The organism is Bradyrhizobium sp. WCU1, assembly GCF_053474805.1.
In genome coordinates, this window is the sequence record NZ_CM130280.1 from 2,554,231 (window position 1) to 2,569,409 (window position 15,179).

12 protein-coding genes are annotated in these 15,179 nt (G+C 64.2%); 5 read left to right on the plus strand and 7 right to left on the minus strand.

The genetic code is table 11. The features are described from left to right. Positions 1 to 57: 57 nt before the first annotated feature. Both ACTUWL_RS11850 and ACTUWL_RS11855 read right to left on the minus strand, forming a co-directional pair. The gene (locus ACTUWL_RS11850; RefSeq protein ID WP_021076342.1) at positions 58 to 405 is read right to left on the minus strand and encodes an EamA family transporter; all 348 of its coding nucleotides are present in this window, start codon (positions 403 to 405) and stop codon (positions 58 to 60) included. A gap of 217 nt (positions 406 to 622) precedes the next feature. After that, on the minus strand, positions 623 to 1,348 hold the full coding sequence (locus tag ACTUWL_RS11855) for a TetR/AcrR family transcriptional regulator (protein WP_021076341.1): 726 nt from the start codon (positions 1,346 to 1,348) through the stop codon (positions 623 to 625). 116 nt (positions 1,349 to 1,464) lie between these two features. Between ACTUWL_RS11855 and ACTUWL_RS11860 the strand changes: the two genes are divergently transcribed. Further along, on the plus strand, positions 1,465 to 2,676 hold the full coding sequence (locus tag ACTUWL_RS11860) for a cytochrome P450 (RefSeq protein ID WP_021076340.1): 1,212 nt from the start codon (positions 1,465 to 1,467) through the stop codon (positions 2,674 to 2,676). A 119-nt stretch (positions 2,677 to 2,795) separates the two neighbouring features. On the opposite strand, the gene ACTUWL_RS11865 is transcribed toward ACTUWL_RS11860, so the two are convergent. Both ACTUWL_RS11865 and ACTUWL_RS11870 read right to left on the minus strand, forming a co-directional pair. Next, positions 2,796 to 6,887: an ATP-binding protein gene (locus ACTUWL_RS11865; protein ID WP_021076339.1), complete on the minus strand. Its 4,092-nt coding sequence runs from the start codon at positions 6,885 to 6,887 to the stop codon at positions 2,796 to 2,798. 160 nt (positions 6,888 to 7,047) lie between these two features. Continuing rightward, positions 7,048 to 7,860, minus strand: a complete 813-nt coding sequence (locus tag ACTUWL_RS11870; protein ID WP_021076338.1) for a response regulator — start codon at positions 7,858 to 7,860, stop codon at positions 7,048 to 7,050. Positions 7,861 to 8,158: 298 nt separating this feature from the next. Here ACTUWL_RS11870 and ACTUWL_RS11875 point away from each other — a divergent pair, with 298 nt between their 5' ends. Both ACTUWL_RS11875 and ACTUWL_RS11880 read left to right on the plus strand, forming a co-directional pair. Beyond that, positions 8,159 to 8,362: a NepR family anti-sigma factor gene (locus ACTUWL_RS11875; protein ID WP_021076337.1), complete on the plus strand. Its 204-nt coding sequence runs from the start codon at positions 8,159 to 8,161 to the stop codon at positions 8,360 to 8,362. After that, positions 8,362 to 8,910, plus strand: a complete 549-nt coding sequence (locus ACTUWL_RS11880; RefSeq protein WP_016847265.1) for a sigma-70 family RNA polymerase sigma factor — start codon at positions 8,362 to 8,364, stop codon at positions 8,908 to 8,910. The genes ACTUWL_RS11875 and ACTUWL_RS11880 overlap by 1 nt, the downstream gene beginning before the upstream one ends. A gap of 70 nt (positions 8,911 to 8,980) precedes the next feature. Here ACTUWL_RS11880 and ACTUWL_RS11885 read toward each other — a convergent pair whose 3' ends face one another. Next, positions 8,981 to 11,890, minus strand: coding sequence for an EAL domain-containing protein (locus tag ACTUWL_RS11885; protein WP_021076336.1), 2,910 nt, complete (start codon positions 11,888 to 11,890; stop codon positions 8,981 to 8,983). Positions 11,891 to 12,111: 221 nt separating this feature from the next. Here ACTUWL_RS11885 and ACTUWL_RS11890 point away from each other — a divergent pair, with 221 nt between their 5' ends. After that, positions 12,112 to 12,477 (plus strand): methylamine utilization protein, encoded by a 366-nt coding sequence (locus ACTUWL_RS11890; protein ID WP_106940167.1) that lies wholly within the window; start codon positions 12,112 to 12,114, stop codon positions 12,475 to 12,477. Between the two features lie 20 nt (positions 12,478 to 12,497). On the opposite strand, the gene ACTUWL_RS11895 is transcribed toward ACTUWL_RS11890, so the two are convergent. Continuing rightward, a complete protein-coding gene (locus ACTUWL_RS11895; protein WP_035649724.1) occupies positions 12,498 to 13,481 on the minus strand; it encodes a hypothetical protein in 984 nt (327 codons plus the stop codon). A gap of 347 nt (positions 13,482 to 13,828) precedes the next feature. Here ACTUWL_RS11895 and ACTUWL_RS11900 point away from each other — a divergent pair, with 347 nt between their 5' ends. Next, the gene (locus tag ACTUWL_RS11900) at positions 13,829 to 13,957 is read left to right on the plus strand and encodes a hypothetical protein (RefSeq protein WP_291736232.1); all 129 of its coding nucleotides are present in this window, start codon (positions 13,829 to 13,831) and stop codon (positions 13,955 to 13,957) included. 29 nt (positions 13,958 to 13,986) lie between these two features. Here the strand turns inward: ACTUWL_RS11900 and ACTUWL_RS11905 are convergent, their stop codons facing one another. Then, positions 13,987 to 15,015: a cytochrome-c peroxidase gene (locus ACTUWL_RS11905; RefSeq protein ID WP_021076332.1), complete on the minus strand. Its 1,029-nt coding sequence runs from the start codon at positions 15,013 to 15,015 to the stop codon at positions 13,987 to 13,989. Positions 15,016 to 15,179: the final 164 nt, after the last annotated feature.

Sequence of the window (15,179 nt, forward strand, 5' to 3'; positions counted from 1 at the left end):
GATTTCCTGAAAGCACCAAAGAAAAGACCCCTGAGCTGGAAAGCGCCGGGTCAATAGTTATGCTGCCAGGCGTGCCCCGACGTGTTCAATCGCAAGCAGCGCGCCCTCGCCGACCGTGACGAACTTCATCGCGATGGTGCCGAAGCCCATCCAGGCAAAGACGTTGGTGAAGGAGGCGAAAAGCAGCCGCGGGATCGCCTCACGCGGCACCGCGAGCGACTGGCCGCGGACCAGCGCCAGCGTGCCCAGGATCGCCGCCGCGCAAGTGCCGGCGAGCTCGCGGGCGAACAGCCGCGGCCATTGTTGCAGCAGCAGCTTCATCAGCGGCCAGTTCAGCGCCCAGCCGAACGCCGTCACCTCCAGGCAAAGAAAGCCGACCGTCCGGTCGCGTTGCGTCGTGTCCATGGGCCGCGCTTAGCAGGGCGAGCCATGCGATTCCACTTCGCTTCGCGTATGCCGCCGTGCGTCGCGTCGTCCATTCGTCACTCCGGGGCTAGCGAAGCGAGAGCCCGGAATCCATCAGGCTGCAGGTTCTGTGGCGAAATGGATTCCGGGCTCGCGCTTTGCGCGCCCCGGAATGACGAGGGACACCACACCACGCATGCACGCGCGAATACCACCATCAGGCGAAGGTGCCGGTCGAGATCCGCGGCCAGCCCTCGCTTTTCCGCGCGACGGCAAGTCTGGCCGTCCAGGCATCGATCAGGCTCGCGATCAGGAGACGGCCGGTGCCGCGCATGTCGGGAAGCTTCATGGTCGGCGTGCCGAGGGTCAGCGCGACCACGCCATGGGTCGCCGCGAGTAGCGCGGTCGCCAGCCGTTGCGGCAGGCCCGGCCCCGGCTCGGCGCCATGCGCGGCGAGAAATTCCCGCACCGAGACCACGAACAGCTCGTAGCTACGGCGCGCGATCTCCGTCTCGCCGAAATAGACGCCGTCAGGAAACCGGCGGTCCTCGACCGTGCCGGACATCGAGAACAGCGATCGGAAGTGATCGGGATTGTCGGCCCAGTAGTCGAGGTAGGTTTCCATCACCCGCCGCAGCCGCAGATCGCTGTCGGCAGTCTGCGCGCGGACCCGCTCGAGCGCTGCGGCAACCGCCTCGAGGTTCTGCTGCTTCACCGCGAGCAGCAGCAACAGCTTGGTCGGGTAGTATTTGAGGACGGTGCCCTTCGAATAGCCGATCGCGTCGGCGATCTTCTGGATCGAGACGGTCTCGAGCGTGCCGGCGGCGAACTCCTTGCGCGCGGTCTGAAGGATCAGCGCCTTCAGCGCCTCCTTGTCCGCCTCCTGGCGCGCCCGGCGCTGAAAGCGCCGCGCACCCCTGCTGGGTCGCTCCTCGATCGACATTACCGTCTCCTAGAGCCTTTTCCGGTCCGATGGAATCGAAACGAGGTCGTGCCCACTTGCCATACTCCAGTTAATTGACTACGGTCAATTAACTGGTCACAGGATGGGAGGATCCGATGAGCACCGCTGTGAGTCCCCTTGCCGGCGAAACTATCCGCAGTGATTTCGATCCGTTCAGCCCGGCGACGCGGGCCGATCCCTACGGCACCTATGCCGAGCTGCGTGCCGCAGCGCCGGTCATTCGCCTGACCAGATACGACATCTGGGCCGTGCCGCGCTTTGCCGAGGTCAAGACAATCTTCGGAGACCATCTCAACTTCAGCAACGCCGGCGGCGCCGGGCTTGCGAATCACTTCAAGGAAAAGCCGTGGCGGCCGCCGAGCATCGTGCTGGAAGCCGATCCGCCGCTGCATACAAGGACCCGTGCGGTGCTGGCGCGGATCCTGTCGCCCGGTGCGATGCGGCGGCTCGCCGATGATTTCAAGGCAAAGGCCGCAATGCTCGTCGACGGGCTGGTCGAGCGCGGATCGTTCGACGCCATCAAGGACATCGCGGAGGTGTTTCCGGTCAGCGTGTTTCCCGACGCGCTCGGCATCGACCAGGAGGGCCGCGAGAACTTCCTGACCTATGGCGCGATGGTGTTCGCCGGCTTCGGGCCGGAAAACGACTATTTTCGCGAGCTGATGCAGCAGGCGCCGCGCGTGCTGCCCTGGGTCGCTGCGCGCTGCCAGCGCGAGGCGCTGCGGCCGGGCAGCTTCGGCGCGCAGGTCTTCGAGGCGGCCGACACCGGCGAGATCAGCGCCGAGGAAGCACCGCTGCTGGTGCGCTCGCTGCTCTCGGCCGGGCTCGACACCACGATCAGCGCGATCGGCATGGCGCTGTACACGCTGGCGCGGCATCCCGAACAATGGGCGTTGCTCGCCGCCGACCCGTCGCTGTCGCGCGCGGCGTTCGACGAGACATTGCGGTTCGATTCGCCGGCGCCGTTCGTGTTCCGCACCACGCCGCACGAGACCGAGATCGCGGGCGTTGTGATCGGCAAGCACGAGAAGGTGCTGCTGCTGCTCGCCTCCGCCAACCGCGACGAGACGCGCTGGGAGCATGCCGACCAGTTCGACGTCAGGCGGCGGCTGTCCGGGCACATGGGCTTCGGCGTCGGCATCCACGGCTGCGTCGGACAGATGGTGGCGCGGCTGGAGGCGGAGGCCGTGATCGCAGCACTCGCCAGCCGCGTGAAGCAGTTCGACATTGCAGGCCCGGTCGCCTTCCGCGACAGCTCGGGCCTGCGGGCGCTCAGCACGATGCCGGTCCGCGTCACGCGCAAGTAGCTTCGAACCGATCGGTCGCTAAAGCGCGATGAGATTTGGTTGAATCGTCATCACGTTTTGGCGCTTTGTTTGAGCATGATCTTTTCGGAAAACCGCTTCGCACTTTTCCGGATCATGCTTTAGATTCCGTCGAGGACCTCGCGGACTTTGGTCGCCAGTTCGTCGATCGAAAACGGTTTCGGCAGCAGATTGGTGCCGGGATCGAGAATGCCGTTATGGATGATCGCGTTGCGGGTGTAGCCCGTGGTGTAAAGCACCTTGAGGCCCGGAATGCGGTCGCGTGCCTGCACGGCGAGTTCGCGACCGGACATGCTCGGCATCACCACGTCAGTGAACAGTAACGCCACCGAAAGCCCGCCATCGAGAAGTTTCAGGGCTTCGTGGGGATTGGCTGCGCTGACCACGGTGTAGCCGAGTTCCCGCAGCGCCTCGACCGAAACGCCGCGCACGCGATCCTCATCCTCGACCACCAGGATGACCTCGTTCGTCCGCCCGCGATATGAGGCCATCGGCACACGCCGGACAAACTCCGGACCGGCTTCGCCAAGATGCCGCGGCAGATATATCTTGACGGTGGTACCGACGCCAATCTCCGAATAAATCTTCACGTGGCCACCCGACTGGCGCACGAAGCCATAGACCTGGCTGAGGCCGAGGCCGGTTCCCTTGCCGACGCCCTTGGTGGTGAAGAACGGATCAAACGCCTTGGCGATGACGTCTGCGCTCATGCCGACGCCGTTATCGGCAACGGCGATCATCACATATTGCCCTGACGGAATCGAGTATGCCTTTGCCGCAACCTCATCGACATAGCTGTTGGCGGTCTCGAGTGTCAGCTTGCCGCCGTCCGGCATCGCATCCCGGCCGTTGACGCAGAGGTTGAGAACGGCATTTTCGAGCTGGCCCGGGTCCGCACGGACCCGCCACAGGCCCGCGGCCAACACGGTTTCGAGACTGATGGTCTCGCCAAGCGTGCGGGCCAGCAGGTCGGCCATGCCGGAAATCATTTTGTTGCCATCGAGCGTCACCGGCGCGAGCGGCTGTTGACGCGAGAACGCAAGCAGGCGCTGCGTCAGACCCGCGGCGCGCTGCGCGCCGTCGATCGCGGCTCCCACGAAGCGCTCGACATCGGTTTCTCCCCTGTCGAGTTTGCGCTGGATCAGATTGAGACCGGCGATAATCACCGCCAGCATGTTGTTAAAGTCGTGCGCGATGCCGCCGGTCAGCTGGCCGACGGCTTCCATCTTCTGAATCTGACGCAGCTGCTCTTCGGCCTTGGTCCGCTCCTGCACCTCTTCCAAGACGCGCTGCTCCAGCGTCGTGTTGAGGATCTGCAATGCGGCTTCGGCGCGACGGCGCTCGGCGACCTCGCGCTCGGCGGCCTGGAATAGCCGCGCAGTGTCGATCGCTGTCGCCGCCTGCGCGGCGATACCGGCGATCAACCGCTCTGCACGATCGCCGAACACACCCGGCTCAGGGTGGCCGAAGAACAGGCCGCCCAGCACTTCGCCGGACCGCGACACCACGGGCGCAGCGAGATAGCTCCGCACCGGCAGATGCCCCTTCGGCATCCCGTAATGCGGATGGTTCTTGCCGTAGCGCGGATCCTTCAGGATGTCGTCGGACCGCACGATCGCATCGCCGTTGAAGGTCGGCGCGAATACCGCCGTGTTGCGCGGCATCGGAAACCGCGAGAACGCCTCGCGCGGTACGCCGGACAGGGTGTAGAGCATGTAGCTCTCGCCCTTGTCGTTGATCACATTGTAGAAAAACGAGCCGAAGGCGGCACCGGTCAATTCGGTCGCGGCATCGGTGACGATCTGGACGGCCCGATCCAGATTGAGCTCGCCGGCGACTGTGCTGCCAACCTTGTTCAGGAGCTCGAGCACGTGAGCCTCCTCTTCAAGCCGCACCGCGCGCTCAGACCGTGTGGCCGACAGTTCGAGATTGGCGGCAACCCGCGCGAGCAGCTCGCGTGCGCTGAACGGCTTGACGAGATAGTCATCGGCGCCGATCTGCAGGCCTTCGACCTTCGCCTCTTCGCCCGCCCGCGCCGACAGGAAGATGACGGGCAGCCCTTTGAGGTCCGCATCAGCGCGAAGCGCATTGAGAAGACTGATGCCGTCGAGCCGCGGCATCATGATGTCGCTCAGGACGAGATCGGGGCGCCGCCGCCATACCGCCTCCAGCGCGGCCTTGCCGTCTTCGACCGCCTCGACGTCATAGAGCGGCGCCAGCAAACGACGTACATATTCCCGCATGTCGGCATTGTCGTCCGCGAGCAGAATGCGGTGGCGGGGCCCGGAGGCGGCAGGCGCGGCCAAACCGAGATCCTCGGGCGAGGACGGATCGGGCCGATCGTCGGTCTCGCTCCCTTCCAGCCATCCGAACGCCTCGTCGAGATAGGCCTGGGCACGGACGCTGCTCCGTTCGGCCGGCGCGATCGCGTTGATCTGATCGGCGGGAAGATGATCCGTTCCGAACGGGAGCGTGATGGTGAACGAGGTGCCGCGATCAATCTCGCTCTCGACCCTTATCTGGCCGCCATGCTGCTTCACGAGCTCCCGCACCAGCGCAAGACCGATGCCGCTGCCCTCGAAGGAGCGGCCCCGTGCGCTCTCGACACGGTGAAAGCGCTCGAACACATGCGACAGCGCCGCCGCGGGGATGCCGGTCCCGGTGTCGCTGACCGTGACTTCAGCGCCATCGGGCGAGGCCTTGACCACGACCGCGATCTCGCCCTCGAACGTGAACTTGAACGCGTTCGACAGCAGATTGAGAACGATCTTTTCCCACATGTCGCGATCGACATAGACCGGCTCGGGCAGCGGTTGCGTCCTGATCGCAAGGCGCAGACCCGCTTTCTCGACCGCGGAGCGGAAGTTAGATGCGAGATCCGACGTCAGCGCCGCAAGGTCGACGGGCTCGAAGCTGGCGGTGGCGCGACCCGCCTCGATCCGCGCAAAGTCGAGCAAAGTGTTGACCAGCTTCAACAGGCGTTGTCCGTTGCGGTGCGCGATTTCCGCCAACGAGCGCTGCGCGGGCAGCAGGTGGCCCTCCCCTCCGGACAGCAATTCCTCGAGCGGGCTCAGCATCAAGGTCAACGGGGTACGGAATTCATGGCTGACATTGGAGAAGAAGGTGGTCTTGGCGCGATCGATTTCGGCCAGCGCCTCAGCGCGGCGGCGTTCCTCCTCGTAGGCCTGGGCGTTGCTGATGACGGCGGCGATCTGCGTCGATACCAATCCGAGAAAGCTCGTATAGCGTTCGTCGAAGAGGCGGAATGGGTTGAGCCCAGCAATCAGGACGCCCGCCACCGCATCGCCGGCGGCAAGTACCGGAAGCACGACGGCCTGCTGCGGCGCCTGGCGCCAGCCACCGGAAGGGAAATCGAGATCGAACAGAGATTTCAGGTTCTGCACCAGCACTCCGTCGCGGCCCGCCAACACGTCGGCGATCGGCCACACTTCGCTGCCGTCGAGCGCCAGCTGCGGCTTTACCCCGCTATGATGCCGGTCGATGCCGCTGGTTGCGGCCAGCCGCGCAACCTGCTCCTCTGGATCGATCAGATAGATCATCGCAAAGGGCAAATCCTGTGGATCGGTCGCAAGGGCCTCGGCGCTGCGCTCGCAGGCCTCGCCGACGTTTCGCGCCTCGGCCGCACGGCTGGCAAGCTCGCGCAGAAGCAAAAGCTGGCGCTCGCTAATGACACGCTGCGTATCGTCCGTATTGGCACAGAAAATTCCGGCGGGCAGACCGTCGGCATCGGGAATCGGGCTGTAGGAAAACGTGTAGTAGGTCTCTTCAGGGAAGCCGTTGCGCTCCATGATCAGCAGCTGGGCCTCGACATAGGTGCCCTCGCTCCCGCTCATCGCCTTGGTGAGGAGCGGCGCGATGTCGTCCCAGATCTCGTGCCAGACCACGCGGGTCGGCTCGCCGAGCGCGCGCGGATGCTTGCCGCCGATGATCGATTTGTAGGGATCGTTGTAGAGGAACGTCAGATCGTCACCCCAGCCGATCCAGATCGGCTGCTGCGATGTGAGCATGATGCGCACGGCAGTCTTCAGGCTGTCCGGCCACGCCTCGGGCGAGCCTAACGATGTGCTTGCCCAATCCAGATTCTTGATGAGTCCCGCAAGCTCGCTGCGGCCGATGAAGAGGCGTTCGGTGAGTTCACCACGATCAGCTATCGGGGTTTGCAATATCGACACAATGACTCCGCCAAGCCCAGGCAATAAGAAGCAAACTCGTGTCGATGATCTCTGTTCCGCAACAGGGGAGGCGCACCCGCCCGGGTTGAACGACCCAAACGAAAAAACCGGCGTACCTTTCGGTACGCCGGCTGGATTTTGCCTCTTGCGTAATTTCAGGTCATGCCGACGCCGCACGCGGCGTGCGGTTGCGCGAGTTGCGCTGGAAGAACAGCGCCTGGCTCGCCACCGCCGACACCATCGCCGGCTGGAACGGTTTCGAGATCAGGAATGCCGGCTCCGGCCGTTCGCCGGTCAGGAAGCGCTCCGGATAGGCCGTGATGAACACCACCGGCACCTCGAAGGTGCGCAGCAGCTCGTTCACCGCATCGAGGCCCGACGAGCCGTCGGCGAGCTGGATGTCGGCGAGGATCAGGCCGGGCTTCTTGTTCGTGGCGAGCGCCACCGCGTCGGAGTGGGTGCGCGCGACGCCGATAACGTTGTGGCCGAGATTCTTCACCAGACTCTCGAGATCCATCGCGATGAACGTCTCGTCCTCGATGATCAGGACATCGGTGGCGATCTCGGCGGCCATCTCGCGGCCGGCGGCATCGGTCAGCTTGCGCGTCTCGGCGATATCGGTGCCGAGAATGTAGCCGACCTCCTCCTCCGAAAAGCCTTCCAGCGACAGCAGCAGGAAGGCCTGCCGCGGCAGCGGCGTGATGTTGGAAAGCCGGCGCTCCGGCGGCAGAGACAGCGTCGCCACGTCTTCATTGTCGTTGTTGTTCACCGACACCGAATTCCAGATCTGGGTGAACAGCCGAAACAGGCCGGCGCGCGGGCCATGCGCCTGGTCCAGCAATGATCCATCCTGCAGCAGGGCCTCGAGCATGGCCCCGACATAGGCGTCCCCCGACGCCTGGTTTCCGGTCAGCGCGCGTGCGTAACGGCGCAGCAGCGGAAGGTGTTCGGCAACGATCTGCGATCGGGACATTCCCACTCCATCCTTGTTCTTAAGCCTGGGTCGTTGGGCCTGGCGGCCCGAAACCCGTTGTCTGGGGACGACAGAACCCAGCTCCGAGAATCCATTTTCCGGGGCGACCCCGGTTCCCCTGCATGCCCGACTACGCGCGAAAGCCGGAAAAGTTCCACGAAATAGTTCCAGCCTTCCGGAACTTTCTGCGCAACTTCGCATTAGCTCCTGACCGACGAGGCAACGCGGCCAGCCTCTTTCTTCGAGGAAACATCTTGGAAATCAGAGACTTAACTCCCGGGGAAGCGTGGATCAGATCATGAAGGAAGTAAAGAAGCAGGGCGGTCTCAACGCCGAGATTCAGTCGAGAATCGGCCACCAGCTGCGCGCCATGTACGACGACGTGGTGCGGCAGGGGGTGCCCGACCGCTTTGCGGAGCTGATCCGCAAACTCGACGGACCCGAGGCTGCCGCTGCGGCCGTGGCCGGGGGCGATCCCGACAAGAACAATGGAGGGGACTAATGCCTCTCACGAATGAACTTCGCGACGACATCCTGGCGTCGGTCCCGAGCCTGCGCGCGTTCGCGATCTCGCTATCCGGTAATGGTGACCGCGCCGACGATCTGGTGCAGGAGACGCTGCTGCGCGCGATCGCCAACATCGACTCGTTCCAGCCCGGCTCCAACCTTCCCGCGTGGTTGTTCACCATCCTGCGCAACCTGTTTCGCTCCGACTACCGCAAACGGCGCCGCGAAGTCGAGGATGCCGAGGGCAACTATGCCAAGACGCTGAAGAGCCAGCCGTCGCAGGCCGCGCATCTGGAGTTCGAGGAATTCCGCGCGGCGCTGGAAAAGCTGCCGCAGGACCAGCGCGAAGCGTTGATCCTGGTGGGCGCATCCGGCTTCTCCTACGAGGATGCCGCGGCGATCTGCGGCTGCGCGGTCGGCACTATCAAGAGCCGCGTCAACCGCGCGCGCTCGAAGCTCTCCGCGCTGCTCTATGTCGACAGCGCCGAGGATTTCGGTCCCGACAACACCGTGCGCGCCGTGATCGGCGGCAATGGCGGATAAAAGAGCGCGATGCTGAAACGGAAAGGCGGCCCGATCGGGCCGCCTTTTGTTTTGCAAGGGATACGGGAACCTAGCTCGCCATCGCCTTCTTGACCGCGGCCGGCTTGAAGCCGCTCCTCAGTTCGAGGATCTTGGCCGCGATCTCGGTCACCGGGACCGGATGGCTGAACAGGAAGCCCTGGGCCTCGTTGCAGCCCTCGGCCCGCATGTGGTCGAGCTGCTCGACGGTCTCGATGCCTTCGGCGATCGTGGTCATGCCGAGGCTCCTGCCCAGGCTGATGACCGCGCGCACGATCGATTTCGATCCATGCGTCGCGGTCGCGTCGCGCACGAAGGATTTGTCGATCTTGAGCTTGTCGAACGGGAAGCTGCGCAGATAGCTCAGCGACGAGTAACCGGTGCCGAAATCGTCGAGCGCAATGCGCACGCCCTGGGCTTTCAGCTTGTGCAGCGTTGCAAGCGTCTCGCTGCTGTTGACGAGGAACACCGACTCGGTGATTTCGAGCTCCAGCCGGCGCGGCGACAATTTCGACGCCGCGAGCGCGTTGACGACGACGTCGGTGAAGTCGGGATCGCGAAACTGCACCGCGGAGACGTTGACCGCGAGCTTCATCTCGCTCGGCCAGGTGACGGCCTGTTCGCAAGCGCGGCCGAGCACCCATTCGCCCAGTGGACCGATCAGGCCGATCTCCTCCGCGATCGGAATGAACTGGTCCGGCGGCACCAATCCGCGCTTCGGATGATGCCAGCGCAGCAGCGCCTCGAAGCCGCAGATGCGGTCGAGATGGAGATCGTAGAGCGGCTGGTAGAACAGCGAGAACTCGTCCTTGAGCATCGCCTCGCGAAGGTCGAGCTCGATCGCCCTACGCCGCTGCAGGCTGGCGTCCATCGCAGGCTCGAAGAAGCGCCAGGTGCCGCGGCCTTCCATCTTGGCGCGGTACAGGGCGACGTCGGCATTCTTCAGCAGCTTCTCGCCGGTGGTGCCGTCGCCCGGCGACATCGAGATGCCGACGCTGCAGCCGACCACGACGCGATGCCCGTTCAGCTCATAGGGGGCGCCGACGCATTCCACGATGCGGCGGGCCAGGCGTTCGGCCTCCTCGCCGCCCTGCACGCCACACTGAATGACCGCGAACTCGTCGCCGCCCAAACGGGCAACGGTATCGACCTCGCGGACGCAGGCGTTGAGCCGGTCCGCGACCGCACAGAGCAGTTCGTCGCCGACCGGGTGCCCGAGCGTGTCGTTGACCTGTTTGAAATTGTCGAGATCGAGGCAGAACACCGCGAAGCCGGATCCGCGGCCGACCTGCGCGACCGCCAGCTCGATCCGTTCGGCCAGCAGCGTGCGGTTCGGCAGCTTGGTCAGGGCATCGTGCCGCGCCATGAACGCGATCTGCGACTCGGCCCGCTGCTGTTCGGTGACATCCTCGCAGGTGACGAGCCAGCCGCCGTCGGTTGTCGGCCGCTGCGCGATGGCGATGATCCGCCCATCGGCAAGATGCTGCAGATAGTTGCCGTCGTGCTGGGCCATCGAGCGCTCGCGCTCCGCCAACAGGTCGGCGACGGTTCGGTCCGCATGATTGCCCGCGGCGACGCTGAGCCCGAGCACGTCCTCCATGGTCATCCCGGGGACGACGAGCTCCGGCGAAATATCGAAGATTTCGCAGAACCGGCGATTGGCGACCTGCAGCCGCGCCTCGCTGTTGTAGAGGCACAGCCCCTGCGACATGTGCGTGAGCGCCGCATCGAGCCGCAGATTGGTCTCGTGCAGCTCCGCCTTCTGCTGCTTCAACGTGGAGATATCGCTGTAGACCAGGACGACGCCGCCCTCCTGCGTCTCGCTGCGGCTGACACGCAGCCAGCGTCCGTCCGACAGCCGCGCTTCGCTCGCAAAACCATCGTTGTCACCGTCGGCCGGCGCCAGGCTCGGGGCATCGAGCCGATCCGATTGCAGAAGCTGCGGCGAGAGGCGGATGAATTCGCTCGCCCGCGAATTGGCCAGCGCGATCTGGCCATCCGCATCGAGCAGCACGACGCCTTCCGGCGACGTTTCAAGCGCGTCGGAAAGCCGCGCCTGCGCGGAGCGGCGTTGCGACACCTCCCGATCGACCATCCGCCTGATGTTGTCGCGCATGGTTTCCATGGCGGTCAGCAGCGTACCCAGTTCGTCGGTACCGCCCTTGGGGACGGTCGCATCGAGGTCGCCGCCGGCGATGCTGCGAGCGGCCCGCGATGCAATGGCGACAGGACCGATGATGCGGCGGGCCAACAACCACGAGAACAGCGCCGACAGGAACAGCGCGACCGTCAGCCCGGCGACGTTGAGCTGCAGGTCCCGCTTGATCGTCGAGAGCGCCTTCTGCCGGAACAGAAAGCCGTCGCCGGCGGTATAGTTCACCAGCAGCTCGACCTGCTGGCTGACGATCCTGGAGTAGCGATCGACGTCGCCGACCGTGGTGCCCGATGCATGCGGATCGACGGCCGAATTTCCCTCCACCGACGATGCGATCGCGCGGCGATGCAGCGCCATCCAGGCGTCGGCAGCTTCCTGGACCTTTGCGGCGGCTTGCGCAGCCCGCGAGGACTGCGACCGGTCGGCCGCGATCGTCAGATCCTCGGAGAGCGTCTTCGCGAGTTTCTCGATCTGGCTGTCGAGGCCGGCACGGATATCCGGATCCGTGGTCAGCAGGCGCTGTGACGAGGCGACCCGCATCGAGGCGAAGTCCGCACCGGCGGCACGGGCGTAATTGATCGACATCAGGGATTCATCGAACGTCTTGGCCACCAGATCGCCGGCGTGGCGGATCCCCAGGATGGAGTATCCGCCGAGCGCGACGGCAACAGCGCTCATCGCGAGGCAAAAAATCAGAATCTGGGCGCGGATCGAACCCTTGGTCAGCGCAAGGCGCGACAGGCGGCCGGTTGCGAACCGAAAGGCCGCAGCGCTCTTCACCTTGAGGTTGCCTAATAGGCTGTCCATACCCGCGTTTCGCCGTAGTGCTCGATGTTCAAGCTACGCAGAAACGCGCAGCGCTGCGGAAGTATAATTGTCTGATCAAAATTGCCTTAGTAGTGACCGGAACTGATGCTGAAATCGTTAAGATCGGCTGGCGATAATCACGGTCATAGGTAAATCCGGGAGGCACCACATGCACCCTGGAGTAGCCGATGTCGGGTGTTCGAGGTTCAAGCGGGGGTTTCATGCAGTTGGGCTTGTTGCGCGCCTTGCGCCTGGGCCGGTTCGGCCGCGCGCCATTTGCGGCAGCGATCGTCACCGGAGCGCTGGCCGGAGCAGCTTTGGGCGCAGGGCCCTATGTCATCTCGCAGAAGGATCGTGAATTCAAGCCCGCCGAGATCTCGATCAAACGCGGCGAGATTTTACGATTCATTAACGATGACGGCGAGCTGCTGCATCACGCTTATTTGAGCAGCGATACGTTCAGTTTCGACTCGGGCGATCAGCAGCCGGGCAGCAAATTCGACGTCACCTTCTCCGTGCCCGGCGACTACACCGTGCTGTGCGGCATTCATCCGAAGATGAAGCTGGCCGTCCACGTCGCCAAATAGCCCCATCGGGCGGTGTCGATCTACAGGATCGAGGTCTTGAAGATCGCGGCATGGCCGAAATAGTAGACGAACAACGTCAGTGACAGCGCGGCGCAAAGCGCGACCGGGGCAAGCCATGGCGCGCGACGATCGCGCGGCAGCACCTTGTTGTCGGCGATGATCGCAAACAGCACGGCGATGATCGCCGAGTGTCCGATCGTGTCGATCTTGCCGAATTCGAAGCATGCGCTGATGAACATCCCCGCCAGCACGGTCGCAGCGCAACGCCGGATCAGCGGCGTCCAGATCAGGGCAAAGGCCAGCGCGAATTCCACCATGCCGGCGGCGCGCATGTAGAACTCGTTGTCGAAGCCGAGGGCCATCCCGGCGTGTTCGATCAGGAGCGGGAAGCTCCACTCCGGATAGGCCCATTTCTCGACCGAGGCCCACATCAACGTCACCGCCGCAGCGTACCGCATCACGTCGATCGGCCGGATGCCGAACAGGTCCTTGTTCAGCCCGATGAGCGCAAAATAGGCGGCGACGCCGAGAAAAATCGGGTAATCGGCGAGATGGAAGATGCCGTAGTCGCGGACACCGATCCCGAACAGGATCGCCATGCCGACCGCCGACAGCGGCAGCGTGCGCCGCGACAGCATGCCGGCGGCGATGCCGAGCTGCAGCGCGCCCACGAAAGGCGACGTCGTCTTCAATTCGGGGGTCAGCAGGATTCCGCCCACGGCCCAGATCGAGATGAAAAAGAAGGCGCAGACCGCGCGCATCATCAACTCGGTGCGCGACCGCAATGCCTCGGTGACGCGGTCGAGCACCCGGATCGTCGCATCCCCCACCGACGTGGGCTCGATCAGGCAGCCCGCAAACAACCAGAAGACGGCGACGCCGAGCAGCAGTTCAAAGTCGAGGCAAAGGACGTTCTCGAGTCCCCGGGGCTGCCCGGCGACATCGTAGGCGCAGAACCATTTGACATGTGCCTCGGCACTGCGCGCGGCTGTCACGCAAAACAAGACCGCTGCAAGGCACGTGGCGAAATAGGAGCGCACAGCCGAGCCGGCATCACGCTCCTGCCCACTAAACATCGAACCGACCGCCCACACATGCACACTTAAGGACTTGTTTAACTTATATCAAATTTTACGCTTTGCGCCTGCCCGTGACATCCGCTGGTTGCATTGTGGTTAATTGCGGCAGGCAAGTCCCGACCCGTCCCAAGTGCAGTGTTTTCCGGCCGGTTCCATCGAATTTTAGCTAATTCCGGCACGGGAGCTCAATTCAACTGTCGTAGTGAAACCCGAACAAATCGGATCGGGAGGCCGGTTAAATGTTCGGTGTTTTGAGTGCCGTGAGTATCGGGGTGGGGTCGGCCCTCGCCTATCTGACAAAGCCGTCCGCTGCGCGCGCGGCGACGCTGGAGACCTGCGCGGGCGCGCTGCTGATCGCAGGGCTCGGCCTGCTTGGGGCCGCACTGCCGCACCTCGCCTGACGAGCCGCCTCCTATGCCCTCTGCAGTGCTCAGCGCGGCAGTTTGGGGATCCCCGCCACCGGTGGGGCCGTTGCGGTCAGGGTCTGCAGGAAGGCGATCAGGTCCTTCTTCTCGCCTGCCGTCAGAGACAACGGCTTGATGTCGGGCGACCGGCTCGGCCGCTCGATCCCGCCCTTGTTGTACAGCTCGATGACATCTTCCAGCGTTGCGACCGATCCGTCGTGCATATAGGGCGCGCGGCGCGCGACGTCGCGCAGTGTCGGGGTCTTGAACGCATATTTCAGCTTCACCGACGTCGGAAAGAAATGGCCGCGCCCGATGTCATGGCCCCTCGCAGTGCCGATATCCTGGAACGATCCGTCTGAGAAGGACGGACCGCTGTGGCAGGACGAACAACGTCCCTTGCCGTTGAACAGCTCGAAGCCCTGCTTGGCCGACGCGCTGATCGCGCCATCGTCGCCCTTGATCCAGCGGTCGAACGGTGCCTCGCCGGCAACGATCGAGCGCTCGAAGGTCGCCAGCGACTGCTCGATCCTCGGCCGGGTGATCGCGCCGTCTCCGAACGCGTGGGCGAAAGCGTCGACGTAGCCCGGGATCGCCGACAGACGCGCGATCAATTCCGCCTCGGTCATGTTCAGGTTCATCGGACTGAGGATCGGCCCGAATGCAACGGATTCGAGGTCCTTGAACTTGCCGTCCCAGCCCAACGGCTCGAAGAAAGCCACGTCGATCAGCGTCGGCGAACGGATCGGCAGCCCCTTCGGATCCTCGCCGATGCCGCGCGGAAGGCCGTCGGCCCATGACAGGCTCGGCTTGTGGCAGCTCGCGCAGGAATGCGTCTTTGATCGCGACAGCAACGGATCGAAGAACAGCATCTGCCCCAGCGCGGATTTCGCCTCGGAATAGGGATTGCTGCTCGGGAAGGGAACGACGTCCGGCCGGCGATAGCTGGCGCGGATTGCCGCAGGGTCGCGGGGCGTCGTCGCCGGGGTCAAGGCAAGCGACAGCCCTACGGGCAAAACTGCCGCGAGCAAGGTCAGGCTGACCCAAAGCCTCATCGGGGTCCTCAGACGGTATCCTGCTCGGTATATGCCCAAGCATGTTCAACGAAGTTTTAACACTCGGTCGCGGGCAAATACGGATGCGGGACGTCGTCACAGATGAAGCAGCGTCGTCCCGTGCGCCTGATTTCGATCAATCCGGGCAGCACGCGAGCGACACA

What these genes read in the sequence shown, in the direction of transcription:
- ACTUWL_RS11850 (WP_021076342.1), bottom strand. Translation starts at nt 405, where the DNA reads ATGGACACGACGCAACGCGACCGGACGGTCGGCTTTCTTTGCCTGGAG.
- ACTUWL_RS11855 (WP_021076341.1), bottom strand. Translation starts at nt 1,348, where the DNA reads ATGTCGATCGAGGAGCGACCCAGCAGGGGTGCGCGGCGCTTTCAGCGC.
- ACTUWL_RS11860 (WP_021076340.1), top strand. Translation starts at nt 1,465, where the DNA reads ATGAGCACCGCTGTGAGTCCCCTTGCCGGCGAAACTATCCGCAGTGAT.
- ACTUWL_RS11870 (WP_021076338.1), bottom strand. Translation starts at nt 7,860, where the DNA reads ATGTCCCGATCGCAGATCGTTGCCGAACACCTTCCGCTGCTGCGCCGT.
- ACTUWL_RS11875 (WP_021076337.1), top strand. Translation starts at nt 8,159, where the DNA reads ATGAAGGAAGTAAAGAAGCAGGGCGGTCTCAACGCCGAGATTCAGTCG.
- ACTUWL_RS11880 (WP_016847265.1), top strand. Translation starts at nt 8,362, where the DNA reads ATGCCTCTCACGAATGAACTTCGCGACGACATCCTGGCGTCGGTCCCG.
- ACTUWL_RS11885 (WP_021076336.1), bottom strand. Translation starts at nt 11,890, where the DNA reads ATGGACAGCCTATTAGGCAACCTCAAGGTGAAGAGCGCTGCGGCCTTT.
- ACTUWL_RS11890 (WP_106940167.1), top strand. Translation starts at nt 12,112, where the DNA reads ATGCAGTTGGGCTTGTTGCGCGCCTTGCGCCTGGGCCGGTTCGGCCGC.
- ACTUWL_RS11905 (WP_021076332.1), bottom strand. Translation starts at nt 15,015, where the DNA reads ATGAGGCTTTGGGTCAGCCTGACCTTGCTCGCGGCAGTTTTGCCCGTA.